The organism is Arcobacter sp. 15-2, from assembly GCF_047159865.1.
GTDB lineage: Bacteria > Campylobacterota > Campylobacteria > Campylobacterales > Arcobacteraceae > JAIOSF01.
Window position 1 is genome coordinate 671,483 of sequence record NZ_AP038804.1, and the last position, 12,181, is coordinate 683,663.

Annotated in this window: 15 protein-coding genes; 4 read left to right on the forward strand and 11 right to left on the reverse strand. The window is 29.7% G+C overall.

Annotated features, from left to right (window positions below; all coding sequences use genetic code 11):
* Positions 1 to 25: 25 nt before the first annotated feature.
* A complete protein-coding gene (locus ACMCMH_RS03670) occupies positions 26 to 697 on the reverse strand; it encodes a 16S rRNA (uracil(1498)-N(3))-methyltransferase (protein ID WP_412727203.1) in 672 nt (223 codons plus the stop codon).
* A gap of 8 nt (positions 698 to 705) precedes the next feature.
* Entirely contained in the window at positions 706 to 1,110 is a 405-nt protein-coding gene (locus ACMCMH_RS03675; protein ID WP_412727205.1) for a hypothetical protein, read from the reverse strand.
* A 62-nt stretch (positions 1,111 to 1,172) separates the two neighbouring features.
* On the opposite strand from ACMCMH_RS03675, the gene ACMCMH_RS03680 reads away from it, so the two are divergent.
* Together ACMCMH_RS03680 and queC are read left to right on the forward strand one after the other, a co-directional pair.
* Positions 1,173 to 2,390, forward strand: a complete 1,218-nt coding sequence (locus ACMCMH_RS03680) for a molybdopterin molybdotransferase MoeA (protein ID WP_412727207.1) — start codon at positions 1,173 to 1,175, stop codon at positions 2,388 to 2,390.
* 16 nt (positions 2,391 to 2,406) lie between these two features.
* Entirely contained in the window at positions 2,407 to 3,069 is a 663-nt protein-coding gene (queC, locus tag ACMCMH_RS03685) for a 7-cyano-7-deazaguanine synthase QueC (RefSeq protein WP_412727209.1), read from the forward strand.
* A gap of 20 nt (positions 3,070 to 3,089) precedes the next feature.
* On the opposite strand, the gene upp is transcribed toward queC, so the two are convergent.
* The gene (upp, locus tag ACMCMH_RS03690; protein ID WP_412727211.1) at positions 3,090 to 3,713 is read right to left on the reverse strand and encodes a uracil phosphoribosyltransferase; all 624 of its coding nucleotides are present in this window, start codon (positions 3,711 to 3,713) and stop codon (positions 3,090 to 3,092) included.
* Positions 3,714 to 3,800: 87 nt separating this feature from the next.
* On the opposite strand from upp, the gene ACMCMH_RS03695 reads away from it, so the two are divergent.
* On the forward strand, positions 3,801 to 5,045 hold the full coding sequence (locus tag ACMCMH_RS03695) for a uracil-xanthine permease family protein (RefSeq protein WP_412727213.1): 1,245 nt from the start codon (positions 3,801 to 3,803) through the stop codon (positions 5,043 to 5,045).
* Positions 5,046 to 5,057: 12 nt separating this feature from the next.
* Here the strand turns inward: ACMCMH_RS03695 and ACMCMH_RS03700 are convergent, their stop codons facing one another.
* The 3 genes from ACMCMH_RS03700 to ACMCMH_RS03710 are packed head-to-tail and all read right to left on the reverse strand — an operon-like array spanning position 5,058 to position 7,568.
* A complete protein-coding gene (locus ACMCMH_RS03700) occupies positions 5,058 to 6,152 on the reverse strand; it encodes an aminotransferase class I/II-fold pyridoxal phosphate-dependent enzyme (protein ID WP_412727215.1) in 1,095 nt (364 codons plus the stop codon).
* Positions 6,153 to 6,198: 46 nt separating this feature from the next.
* Positions 6,199 to 6,762, reverse strand: coding sequence for a hypothetical protein (locus ACMCMH_RS03705; RefSeq protein WP_412727217.1), 564 nt, complete (start codon positions 6,760 to 6,762; stop codon positions 6,199 to 6,201).
* A gap of 11 nt (positions 6,763 to 6,773) precedes the next feature.
* On the reverse strand, positions 6,774 to 7,568 hold the full coding sequence (locus ACMCMH_RS03710; protein ID WP_412727219.1) for a hypothetical protein: 795 nt from the start codon (positions 7,566 to 7,568) through the stop codon (positions 6,774 to 6,776).
* 87 nt (positions 7,569 to 7,655) lie between these two features.
* Between ACMCMH_RS03710 and ACMCMH_RS03715 the strand changes: the two genes are divergently transcribed.
* Positions 7,656 to 8,180 (forward strand): hypothetical protein, encoded by a 525-nt coding sequence (locus ACMCMH_RS03715; protein ID WP_412727221.1) that lies wholly within the window; start codon positions 7,656 to 7,658, stop codon positions 8,178 to 8,180.
* Positions 8,181 to 8,231: 51 nt separating this feature from the next.
* Here ACMCMH_RS03715 and ACMCMH_RS03720 read toward each other — a convergent pair whose 3' ends face one another.
* From ACMCMH_RS03720 to rplM, 5 genes are all read right to left on the reverse strand, one after another.
* Positions 8,232 to 9,026 (reverse strand): hypothetical protein, encoded by a 795-nt coding sequence (locus ACMCMH_RS03720; RefSeq protein ID WP_412727223.1) that lies wholly within the window; start codon positions 9,024 to 9,026, stop codon positions 8,232 to 8,234.
* A 40-nt stretch (positions 9,027 to 9,066) separates the two neighbouring features.
* A complete protein-coding gene (locus ACMCMH_RS03725) occupies positions 9,067 to 9,732 on the reverse strand; it encodes an HAD family hydrolase (RefSeq protein ID WP_412727225.1) in 666 nt (221 codons plus the stop codon).
* A gap of 1 nt (position 9,733) precedes the next feature.
* The gene (locus ACMCMH_RS03730; RefSeq protein ID WP_412727227.1) at positions 9,734 to 11,239 is read right to left on the reverse strand and encodes a peptide-binding protein; all 1,506 of its coding nucleotides are present in this window, start codon (positions 11,237 to 11,239) and stop codon (positions 9,734 to 9,736) included.
* 73 nt (positions 11,240 to 11,312) lie between these two features.
* Positions 11,313 to 11,702, reverse strand: a complete 390-nt coding sequence (gene rpsI / locus ACMCMH_RS03735) for a 30S ribosomal protein S9 (protein ID WP_412727229.1) — start codon at positions 11,700 to 11,702, stop codon at positions 11,313 to 11,315.
* Positions 11,703 to 11,705: 3 nt separating this feature from the next.
* Entirely contained in the window at positions 11,706 to 12,125 is a 420-nt protein-coding gene (gene rplM, locus ACMCMH_RS03740; RefSeq protein ID WP_412727231.1) for a 50S ribosomal protein L13, read from the reverse strand.
* Between the last annotated feature and the right edge of the window lie 56 nt (positions 12,126 to 12,181).

Here is a 12,181-nt window from a genome sequence, read left to right on the forward strand (position 1 = left end):
TTATATTTACTTTACTCTTTTCAATCTAAACAGATATTTTTGAAGCAAGAGTAATCACCCCTGTTTCACTTCTAAGTATCAAGCTTGAATCGATACCCACTATTTTTTGTTTTTCTACTAAAGTGATCTCTTCATCTGAAAATCCACCCTCACAACCAATTACAATAGTCCTAATATCACTTTTAACATCATCTACTAAATTCTTTGAAAAATTAAACATATAACTCTCTTTATTTTCAGATAAAAAAGTTTTTAATGAGTCAGATTCTTCAAGTGCGATGATGCTACTTCTTCCTGACTGTTGACTTGAATTAATAAGTAATTTTTCCAATTTCTCATAATTTATAGTGTATTTTTTTTGTGAAAACTCACAATTTATAAAAGTAATTTTTGTCACCCCTAGTTCATTCAAACTAGCAATAACTTTTTCTATAGATTTAGGTTCAATTTTACACCAACCAATATGAAGCTCTTTTTGAGGTTCTACAATTTTTTCTTCACTTCCTTGTAGAGATAAAATTGTTTTCCTTCTGTTTATACTTTGTACTCGATAACGATAAATATTTTTGTCTTTTAGATTTCTAAAATACAAATCTTCATCTATATTATGTCGTCTAACTTTAAATAAATATTTATGCAACTCTGCTTCTATTTCAATTGTTTCAGTCGATGAATCTTTATGATAAGTGTATTGCATAATTTAACTTAAAATATTTTTGATATCACATAAGTGAATACAACAGCACTAATCTCCATCATATAAATTTTCTTTGCAAATACTCTAAACTCTTGTTGTTTTTCAATCTCAGCAACTTTAATCACTCTCATTTTTTTATATCTTTTAATTTCTAAAACCATAATAAATATAGTTGTTGCCAACATAAGTATAACAGTTGGACTCAAATCACGAGAAAAGGCTGCTACTATTCCACCTGTATATGCAACAACTGCATTCATAGAATGGTAAATTGGTGTCATTAACTTCAACCTTTTTACTATCGTAAAATAATCCTCAACTTTCATAACTGTAAATAAATTGTTTATCATGATCAAAACTAATATTACTATAGCATAGACATGCCAAGTAACTGATGTTCCTACTAATTCCATATATAATATTCCTCTTTAATATTTTTTGGTATTATATCATATAAAAATTAAGGGGTAATATTATGAGTATATGTATCAAAGAAGCATTACGAATTATAAGTCAAAGCATCAGTAAAGTTTCTTGTGAGATTATTCCTATTGAAAACATTCAAGACAGAATTTTAGCTGAAGATATTTATGCAAAATTATCTCTTCCTACCTTTAATAACTCAGCAATGGATGGTTATGCTGTGCATACTAAAGATTCGAATAAGAAAATAAAAGTAATCGATACCATTTTTGCAGGAAGTGAAAAACAGACACTGTTTGAAGAGGGAGAATGTGTTAAAATAATGACAGGAGCTAGAGTACCAAACTCTACACAAGCTATAATTCCTCAAGAGTTAGTAACCGTTATCGATGAATCTACAATTCTTTTACCTGAAAAAATCACAAAAAATCAACATATAAGATTTACTGGCGAAGATATAGAAAAAGGATCAAAACTCCTCAGCCAAGGTGATGACTTAAATTTTGCATCTGTAACTATATTGGCTTCTCAGGGTATTACACATGTAAAAGTATTTAGAAAACCAAAAATCTCTGTTTTTACAAGTGGAGAAGAGTTAAAACTTCATTATGAAAAAATAGAAGAATACCAAATCTATAATTCTAATACTCCTACTTTATTAGCTAGAACTCAAGAACTAGGTGCTGATGTAACTTTTGTGGGGATGGCAAAAGATAATATTGAATCTTTAAAAGATGTTATATCAAACTCTTTATACGCTGACTTTATTATCACTAGCGGTGGTATTAGTGTAGGAGATGCTGATTTTACAAAAGAAGCGTTTGATTCTTTTGATATGGAAACTTTATTTGATGGAATTACAATCAAACCAGGTAAGCCAACAGTTTTTGGAAAAATTGGAAATACTTATGTCTTAAATCTTCCAGGAAATCCACTTGCAGCAGCACTCATATTTGAAGTATTTGGAAAAATAATAATGCAAAAACTTTCAGGAAGCAAAAATATCTACCATAATACTTTATTAGCAAAAATGGGTGAAAAGCTTGACAATAAAAAAGGTAGAACAACTATTATACCTGGATTCTTCGATGGAGAATTTTTTACAGCTTCCCAAAAACGAGCAGCAGGAATGGTTGGTGTATTACATAAATGTAATGCCATTATGGTTTTAAATAAACAAAATGAGGTATTAGAAAAAAATGCCATCGTAAAAATTCTTCCTATTAGCTGGAAGTTTTTTACAGATCAAGAAAAAGATTATTTCAATTAAAAGGTTATAAATATATATGAAAAAAGCAGTATGTATATTAAGTGGTGGGATGGATTCAACTCTATCTTCATACATTGCAAAAAATAGTGGCTATGAAATCATAGCAGTTCATTTTAATTATGGGCAAAGAACAGAACACAAAGAGTTAGAAGCATTTAGAAACATATCAAGAGAACTAAATGTTGAAGAAAAATACGAGATAAATATCCCATTTTTTACTCAAATAGGAGCATCAGCATTAACAGATAAAAGTATCGATATCCCCATTGGTGGAGTTGAAGAAGGTGTACCTGTAACATATGTGCCATTTAGAAATGGAATCTTTTTAAGTATCGCAACCGCAATTGCAGAAAAACATGGAGCTGAAGCTTTATATATAGGTGTAGTACAAGAAGATAGTAGTGGATATCCAGACTGTTCAGATACTTTTATAGATAAGATGTCTTCTGCTATGAATCAGGGAACAAAAGAGGAAACAAAACTCGAAATCATCACACCTTTGGTACATATGTCAAAAGCTCAAATCGTGACAAAAGCAATAGAACTATATGTTCCTTTAGAACATACATGGAGTTGTTATGCAAATGAAGATAAAGCTTGTGGAGTTTGTGATAGTTGTAGACTAAGACTTAATGGTTTTAAACTAGCAGGAATACCAGATAGAATAGAGTATATTTAAAAATCGAGATACAAACGAAATTAATCGTTTGTATTAAATGCTCTATCACCAGCGTCACCAAGACCTGGTCTAATATAATTATTTTCATCTAATCTCTCATCAACTTGTGCAACAAAAATATCTACATCGGGATGTGCTTCTTGTACATTTTTAATTCCCTCAGGAGCAGCTACAAGGTTTAAAGAGATAATTCTTTTAGCACCTTTTCCTTTTAAATAATCAATCCCATCAATTAATGATCCACCAGTAGCGATCATAGGGTCAAGTAAAAATACTGTTTTATCTTCGATATTTGGAATATTTTCATAGAAAAGTTTTGATTCTGCTGTTTCTTCATCTCTTTTCATCGCTAAAAATCCACTCTTTGCATAAGGAAGAGTTCTAAGGATTCCTGTAAGCATTGGTTCCCCTGCTCTTAAAATAGGTACTAAAACTAATTTTTGAACCTCAAGCATTTGAACATCAAGAGAACCTTGCCATGTTTTTACTGTTTGTGTAACTGTTGGGAAATTACACAGTGCTTCAGAAACCATGATTCTTGATATCTCTTCTATGGTAAGTCTAAATTCATTTGATGATGTATGAACATCTCTTAGTCTGTTGATTAAATGTTTTACTACTACATTTGTACTTTCTTTATACATATTATTTTGTCCTAAAATTTTTTTGTATTGTACCACAATTTACCAAGTTTTTTACATAGCTTTGGTACTATATGCAAAAGGTTAAAAATGGATAAAACACAATATAATTTTAGAATTAAAGATTCTATCGTAGGCTTACAATTTTTATTTGTAGCATTTGGAGCACTTGTATTGGTGCCTATTTTAACAGGACTCAATCCTAGTGTTGCATTATTTACAGCTGGAGTTGGGACACTTGCTTTTCAGATTATAAATAAAGAAGCAATTCCCCCTATTTTTTTAGCATCTTCTTTTGCTTTTATTGCACCTATCTCATATGGAGTAACACAATGGGGAGTTGCTGCAACAATGTCTGGACTTGTTGCAGCTGGTTTATTTTATATCATTTTGAGTTTTATTATTCGAGTAAAAGGAACTGATTTTTTGCATAGACTACTTCCTGCTGTTGTAGTAGGACCTGTAATTATATCTATAGGTTTGATTTTAGCACCAGTTGCTGTTAATATGGCTATGGGTAAAACTGGCGATGGTGCAGTTCAATTGGTACCATTAGATCAAGCTCTCATTATCTCAATGATTGCTTTAACTATAACGGTATTTACTTCACTACTAGGCAAAGGTATTTTTAAACTTATCCCTATTTTATTTGGTATTGTTGGTGGATATAGTGTTGCATTATTTTTTGGTGTTGTTGATTTTACTAGTATGGAAAAAGCAGCTTGGTTTGCTATTCCTGACTTTGTAGCTCCTGTTTTCCATTGGGAAGCTATTATATTTATTTTACCTATAGCAATTGCTCCTGCTATTGAACATATAGGAGATATGTTAGCTATTTCTAATGTAACAAAAAAAGATTATCTTAAAAAGCCAGGGCTGAAAAATACTCTTTTAGGTGATGGAATAGCTACTTCTATTGCTTCATTTTTAGGTGGACCTCCAAATACTACTTACTCTGAAGTAACAGGCGCTGTGTCTATTACAAAAGCTTTCAATCCTGCTATCATGACATGGGCTGCAATTTTTGCAATCATATTAGCATTTGTAGGTAAAATCGGTGGCTTTTTATCTACTATTCCAGTGCCTGTTATGGGTGGAATTATGTTACTACTATTTGGAATCATCGCTTCAGTTGGTATGTCTACACTTATCAAAGAAAAAGTTGATCTTTCTTGTACTAGAAATATGGTAATAGTATCTGTTATTTTAGTATTTGCAATTGGTGGTATGACTTTTAACTTTGGAGCAGTATCTTTTTCTGGTATTGGTCTTGGTGCTATTATGGGGATTTTTCTAAATCTTATCTTGCCACAGCCAAGAAAAGAAGTAGAATAAATAACAAGATACCTAAACTTTTAGGTATCTTAACACTTCTTTTAAATCTTTCTTTTTTATATCTAACTTTATAATCAATCGAATAATTGCTTTTTGTACTGTTGGTTGACGAATAGCCCCAACTAAATAGCCTTTGGATATGAGATTTTCTTGGATCTGCATCACTTTTATGTTATCTGCTATTTCAATAGGAACGATTAACGATTTTGGATCAATGTGTAAATATTTTTTTACTATATTTTGATTTCCTTGTATTTTTTTTCTAATCTTTTTTTTATTTTTTTGCAAATACTTTAAATTTGTTAAAGCTAAAGCGATATCAAACAATGATGGTGCAGTACCATAAATAATAGGTTTTGCCCTATTTTCTAAAAAAGAGATGATACTATCAGAAGCCAAAATATAAGCCCCATAACTTGCATAGGCTTTACCTAGTGTTCCCATTTTTATATGATTTTGTTGTGGTACTATATCATGATAATCAAACCAACCTAAGAGGTTTTTCCCTATCACTCCTGAACTATGTGCTTCATCTACTAAAAGTATTGCATTGTTTTTAGTAGCAATATCATTGAACTCTTTTGGTGCAATATCTCCAGCCATTGAGTACACACCCTCTATAGCTATAATAATTCTATTTGGGATATACGATAATGCGCTTATCTTCCTTTTTAAATCTTCTGTATCATTGTGTTTAAAAATTATAACTTCACCTTGAACTAATTTTGTAGCTAACATACCACTTGCGTGATACTGTTCATCGATAAATAATATATCTCTTTTTCGTATTAAACTCTCTATTAAAGATATATTAGCCAAAAAGCCACTTCCCACAACAATTCCGCTTTCAAATCTATTGAGTTTACAAAGTGTAGACTCAAATTCTTGATGTACTCTAGAATATCCATTGACAAGCATCGAAGCTTTTGGTGAAAAACACTGCTCTTTTTTGAGTTTTTTGTATGTTTTTTTTAAAAGTGATTTTTTTGTACTGAAACCTAAATAATCATTTGATGCTAAATCAATGAGTTCTTTATCAAATAATTTCCGTTTTCGGAATCTATTTGATTTTTTTATAATTTTTAATTCTTTTTCATAATAATTCATACTAGAATTTTATCCTAGTTGTGATTATAATGACTTTGATTTAACCTTAAAATTTAGGAGATATTGACTGAAACAAAGAACCATCACATAGATACTTTTTTTGAGTTTTAGAATGTGTAACTTGTATATTTAAAATAGCAGAACTATTTATATAGTTTTGATCCACAGATATACTAAAATTTGTAGTGTTAGTGTCATCTTTTATTTTACCAAAAATTGGTAGATATTTGACATAATCATTTTCATTATTGATAATTTCATTTGTAGTGAGCTGAATATTGTAATTTATTGTTTCATCATAAGTGTTAAATATTACAATTGTTTTTTGACTTTCCGTTTTAATATCTTCTTCGATTATTTGTTCATCAGGCATAACATCGTTTTGTGATATTGGCTTAGTTTCTATAACTGGATCTGTATATATTATCTCTTCATATTCTCTTTCATGATTTATCTTTTCTGGTTTTACATGTTTAACTATTTCGATTACTATATTATCTTGTACGGGTTCTTCTTTTGAAGAAATAATGGAGACGATAACAGTAACTATGAGTAAAAGGAAGAGAAAAACTTTTCGATAACTATCTTTTTCTAAAAATGCGATGTACATAAATATTCTTTTTAGTATTCTCTATATTCCATATTAAAATATGGATTGTTATTATTTACTGTAGTATTTTTATTTCTCTCTTCTATTTCTTTATAGTTATCTTCTATACTTTTATAAAGAGTTTGTAGCTTTATAGAATATTCTTTTAGGTCAGGGTGTATATCAGGCTTATCTATATAATTGTTTAACATAGTAAAAACTTTTTCAAAAAATACTTGACCATTCATTTTTGGTCTTTCTTCTCCTAAGATTAAAGAAACATCTGATCTTGCACCAGCTATTCTAGATACTTGCATTTTTTCATTTCCAAGCATTTGGGTAAAGTTCATTTGCATTTCTGTCCGTAAAGTATCTCTGTCTTCTTCACTTAAATTAGGGTCTCTCAGAGTCGTAGCATACGCTTCATTAAACACTTCATCACTAGTATAATTTGAGGCGGAATGTATACTAAGTGCTTGTCCTATAATTAATGACGCAGGAATGTGCTTGTTATCTTCATCTGTGAATTTTCTATCAAAAACAAAATTTAAGAATTCCTTTGTTTCTTTAAAGTTTAAGTCTTTTATCTCATCCATAGTAATTTTATCATCAGATAAAATAGTCTCATATAATTTTTGTTTCTCTTCTGAAAAGCCTGCAAGTGCATCTTTACCTAGATAATTTAAAAATTTACTCTCAAAAACTTTTTCTTCTTTTTCAGGTATTACTTCTTCCTTTGGAATCTCAAAAGTTTCATTTGCTTCTGTCTTTTTTTGGACATTGTTTTGTGAAGTATATTGTGTACTTAGTGTCGATGATATTTCCATAATGATAATCCTTTTTAATATATTAGCATAGATTAAGTTAGGGGGGGGGTAAAATAATCTAACTTTCATACAAAAGGAGAAATTAATATGAAAAGACTATTGTTTATTGTTATTAGTTTAGGACTATTTTTAAGTACAGTAAATGCCGCTTGTGCAAAGTGGGAAGCCACAGGAGGTACAGCACCAGGTGATTACTGCTGGGAAATTTCCAAAATAGAAAAAACACTTAGACATAATGGAAACTATCATGATGATGTTTATGAAGATCTTAGAGATAAAACTGAAACTCATTATGAATGGTTTGCAACTATTCCAAAAATGATGTCAGATGGAGAATATTACTATGGTATTTATATATATTATGATGTATATGGTATACCCGGTCGTCAACCATCATTTATAACTTTTGATAAAGCAATGTCAACTGTACTTGTAGAACAAAGTACCATCCTCAGTCCTAGTGGAAATATTGTAAATGGTACTAGATACAAATACTTTATCGCTTATAAAAAAGCAAGTAAAGTAACTGGGATTAATGATGTCAATATAAAAGGTAAGCTTACTGTTTATAGTGACTCTTTTAATGTACTTAGAACAATGAAAATTAACTAAATAGAAAATTTAAGAGATGTATTATCTCTTGAATTTTAAAAAAGTATTTTTTTATCTTTCTCTATATTCCATATTAAAATATGGATTGTTATTATTTACTGTAGTATTTTTATTTCTCTCTTCTATTTCTTTATAGTTATCTTCTATACTTTTATAAAGAGTTTGTAGCTTTATAGAATATTCTTTTAGGTCAGGGTGTATATCAGGCTTATCTATATAATTGCTTAACATAGTAAAAACTTTTTCAAAAAATACTTGACCTTTCATTTTTGGTCTTTCTTCTCCTAAGATTAAAGATATATCAGATGTAGCACCAGCTATTCTAGATACTTGCATTTTTTCATTTCCAAGCATTTGGGTAAAGTTCATTTGCATTTCTGTCCATAAAGTATCTCTATCTTCTTCACTTAAATTAGGGTCTCTTAGAGTCGCCGCAAATGCTTCATTGAATACTTCATCACTAGTGTAATTTGATGCAGAATATATATGACCTACCCGACTTTCTTTATGTACCATAGGCATATTCTTTTCATCATAATCACTTATTTTTCTCTTGTACACAAAATCCAAAAATGTTTTTGTATCGTTATAATCTAAATCTTTTATCTCATCCATCGTAATTTTATCATCAGATAAAATAGTTTCGTAAAGTTTTTGTTTCTCTTCTGAAAAGCCTGCAAGTGCATCTTTACCTAGATAATTTAAAAATTTACTCTCAAAAACTTTTTCTTCTTTTTCAGGTGTTGGTTTTTCCTTTGGAATCTCAAAAGTTTTATTTATGTCTTTCTTTTTTGAGACATTGTTTTGTGTAGTATATTGTGTACTTAGTGTCGATGATATTTCCATAATGATAATCCTTTTCATCTCATTTTCTATTTAGAGCTTACTATCTCTTTATGTGTATTTTAATTTCTTGGATAGCTTCTAACGCATCTGCATAAATTTTAGTAGTATAATTAGATAATTCTTCTTTCTTACCATATCCACATAAAACACCTATCCCTTGAACTCCTGCTTCTTTTGCAGCAATAAGATCAAGTTTGGTATCACCAATCATATAAATAGTATCATCACTTGTGATATTTAAATTTTCCATCGCTTTAAAGATAGGTTCTGGGTGTGGTTTAGGATTTGTTACTTCTTGTCTTCCAATTATCGTTTCAAAAAAATCAAATATTTTAAAGTTTTTTAACAAAGGTATTGTATATAAAGTAGTTTTTGTTGTAACTATTCCAAGCCTTGCAAAAGAAGATGCTAATTTTACTGCTTCGTATGCCTCTGGCAATAAAGTTGTTTTTTCTTCTGATACTTTTCTGTATTCATTTTTGTATGAATCTACAAAGTCCCATACATTTTCTTTTGGAACTCCCAAAGTTTCATACATCACATCCAATGGATAACCAATCTCATTTTTAATATCTTCATCATTCCCTTGAAAATCAAAATTCAACTCTTTAAATGAATGATAAAAACAGCCAACTATCGCCTCTGTACTATCAATAAGTGTACCATCTAAATCAAATAATATCACTATATCACTATTATTTTCCATTTTATTCCTTTATTTTTATCCATTCTTCTTGGTTGTGCATTATACCTATTAATGCAGGTGTAACATTTTTTATATCTTTATTTATTGAGGTTATGCTATTTGGCACATAAAGAAAAAGATAGGGCAAATCACTTGCTATTTCATCAAATATATTTTTATATATCATCCCTAGTTTTTCTCTATTTACAGTGATTTCACCCTCTTCTATTAATCTATCAACTTTTTTATTTGAATAGCCAACAAAATTAAATCCACCATTAGTATCACTGCTACTATGCCAAATTGATCGTGCATCAGGCATCAAAGCCAATGACCACCCCATAATGATGCTTTCAAATTTTCTAGGATGTATAACAGTATTTAAAAAAGCTTGCCACTCCATAACTCTAATTTTCATTTTGATACCTACTTTTGCAAGTTGATACTGAATTATTTGTGCTAAGTTGATTCTTGTAGGATTGTTTGCGTTAGTTATAACTTCAAATTCAAACGGATTATTTTTGTTATATCCTAGAGTTCGCAGTAATGCTTTTGATTTATCTATATTTTGTAAGGGGGTAATTGTATTTGGGTTAAAGGCAAAAGTACCTGGTAAAAATGGTCCATGACATATTTTCCCATGTCCAAAAAATAAAATATCAATAATCTCTTGTCTATTTATAGCTAAACTTATCGCTTCACGAATTGCTTTTTTTTCAAACTTTTTATTTTTTAAATTAAAACCTAAATACCCATAACCAAAACTTTGTTTTTCATAAATATTAAATTCTTTATCAAACTCTTCATCTAGCTGTCTATCAACTTGAATAGGAGTTAATGTTCCCATATCTAATTGTTTTTGTTTGAGCATATAATACGAAGTTGTAGGATCAGATACAAATTTATAATGTATCTTTTCTATTTTTGGTATTTTTGAAAAATAATCAGTATTGAGTTCTAAAGTTATATCTTGTGATATTTTTAGTTCTTTGAGTTTATAAGGACCTGTACCAATTGGTCTTTTATTGTAAACACTTGTCATAATATCTTTTTCATTTTCAAAAATATGTTTAGGAATAATTCCCACCATCCAAATCTCTAAAGCTTTAAAAAAAGGTTCTTTATATTTGATAATAATTGTATATTTATCTTTTACAGTAAGAGATAAAACTTTTTTATAACTAGAAGTTAATGGTGTATATATTTTAGGATTGTGAATCACATTGTATGTAAACAAAACATCATGAGCTGAAAAGGATTTTCCATCATGCCATTTTACATTTTTTTTCAATTTTATTTCAAGAGTTACATCATCGATAAACTTATATGAGGAAGCTAAATCGACTACCACCTTACCATCTTTATCATACTTAAATAAACCATTAAATAACCATGAACCTATTTCACTACTTACACTATCAGTTGATAAAATAGGATTTATTCTACTAGGATTTGAAGAGAGGCTTAGATTTAATGTTGAAGATATCATCGCTGTGATAAACAAGCAGAGTACTATTATAAATTTCATAAGAGATTATACATAAAAAAAGCCAAAAAGAAAAATCTTTTTGGCTTTTGAAGAAAATTGGTAAAAATACCGATTATCTCTTTGAGAACTGAGGAGATCTTCTCGCTTTTCTTTTCCCTGGCTTCTTTCTTTCAACAACTCTCGCGTCTCTAGTAAGTAAACCATGAGGTTTGATGATTGCTCTAAATTGCTCATCATAAGCAACTAAAGCTCTTGAAATACCATGTCTTAAAGCATCAGCTTGTGCAGAATATCCACCACCTAATGTTTTAGCTACGATATTTACAGATTCTAATTGTTTAGAAACTTCTAGTGGTTGTCTAACTCTTTTTTTAAGAGCTTCGTGACCACCAAGCCATACATTTAATGCTACACCATTAACTGTGATTTCACCTGTACCAACTTCTAACCATACTTTAGCTATTGCTGATTTTCTTCTTCCTGTTGCGTATACTTTTGCCATTTATTATCCTTGTACCTGTGCAGTATGAGGGTGATCTGCACCATCATAAACTTTTAAGTTTTTAAGTATTTTTGCACCTAATTTTGTTTTTGGTAACATACCTCTAGTAGCTAGTTTAAATAACTTTTCTGGGTTATTTTCTAACATATCAGACATTTTATGAGTCTTTGTAGAACCAAAGTGTCCTGAGTGTGTAAAGTAGTTTTTATCTGCTAATTTAGCACCTGTAAATTTAACTTTACCTGCATTGATAATAACTACATTGTCTCCACAATCAACATTTGGTGTAAAAGAAGGTTTATTTTTCCCTCTTAATATTGTAGCAACTTCTGTAATTAGTCTACCAAAAATTCTATCAGTAGCGTCAATTACAATCCAGTCTTTTTTAACATCTACTTGATGTATACTTTGTGTAAATTTCATATGAAATATATCCTTTCTTAAAAATAAGTTCGGAATAATAGGTTAATAAAGCTTAT

Bases quoted from the DNA above. Each gene is read 5' to 3' on its own strand.
- ACMCMH_RS03680 (WP_412727207.1), top strand. From the start codon at position 1,173: ATGAGTATATGTATCAAAGAAGCATTACGAATTATAAGTCAAAGCATC.
- ACMCMH_RS03720 (WP_412727223.1), bottom strand. From the start codon at position 9,026: ATGGAAATATCATCGACACTAAGTACACAATATACTACACAAAACAAT.
- ACMCMH_RS03675 (WP_412727205.1), bottom strand. From the start codon at position 1,110: ATGGAATTAGTAGGAACATCAGTTACTTGGCATGTCTATGCTATAGTA.
- queC (WP_412727209.1), top strand. From the start codon at position 2,407: ATGAAAAAAGCAGTATGTATATTAAGTGGTGGGATGGATTCAACTCTA.
- ACMCMH_RS03705 (WP_412727217.1), bottom strand. From the start codon at position 6,762: ATGTACATCGCATTTTTAGAAAAAGATAGTTATCGAAAAGTTTTTCTC.
- rpsI (WP_412727229.1), bottom strand. From the start codon at position 11,702: ATGGCAAAAGTATACGCAACAGGAAGAAGAAAATCAGCAATAGCTAAA.
- ACMCMH_RS03715 (WP_412727221.1), top strand. From the start codon at position 7,656: ATGAAAAGACTATTGTTTATTGTTATTAGTTTAGGACTATTTTTAAGT.
- upp (WP_412727211.1), bottom strand. From the start codon at position 3,713: ATGTATAAAGAAAGTACAAATGTAGTAGTAAAACATTTAATCAACAGA.
- ACMCMH_RS03670 (WP_412727203.1), bottom strand. From the start codon at position 697: ATGCAATACACTTATCATAAAGATTCATCGACTGAAACAATTGAAATA.
- ACMCMH_RS03700 (WP_412727215.1), bottom strand. From the start codon at position 6,152: ATGAATTATTATGAAAAAGAATTAAAAATTATAAAAAAATCAAATAGA.
- ACMCMH_RS03695 (WP_412727213.1), top strand. From the start codon at position 3,801: ATGGATAAAACACAATATAATTTTAGAATTAAAGATTCTATCGTAGGC.
- ACMCMH_RS03725 (WP_412727225.1), bottom strand. From the start codon at position 9,732: ATGGAAAATAATAGTGATATAGTGATATTATTTGATTTAGATGGTACA.
- ACMCMH_RS03710 (WP_412727219.1), bottom strand. From the start codon at position 7,568: ATGGAAATATCATCGACACTAAGTACACAATATACTTCACAAAACAAT.
- rplM (WP_412727231.1), bottom strand. From the start codon at position 12,125: ATGAAATTTACACAAAGTATACATCAAGTAGATGTTAAAAAAGACTGG.
- ACMCMH_RS03730 (WP_412727227.1), bottom strand. From the start codon at position 11,239: ATGAAATTTATAATAGTACTCTGCTTGTTTATCACAGCGATGATATCT.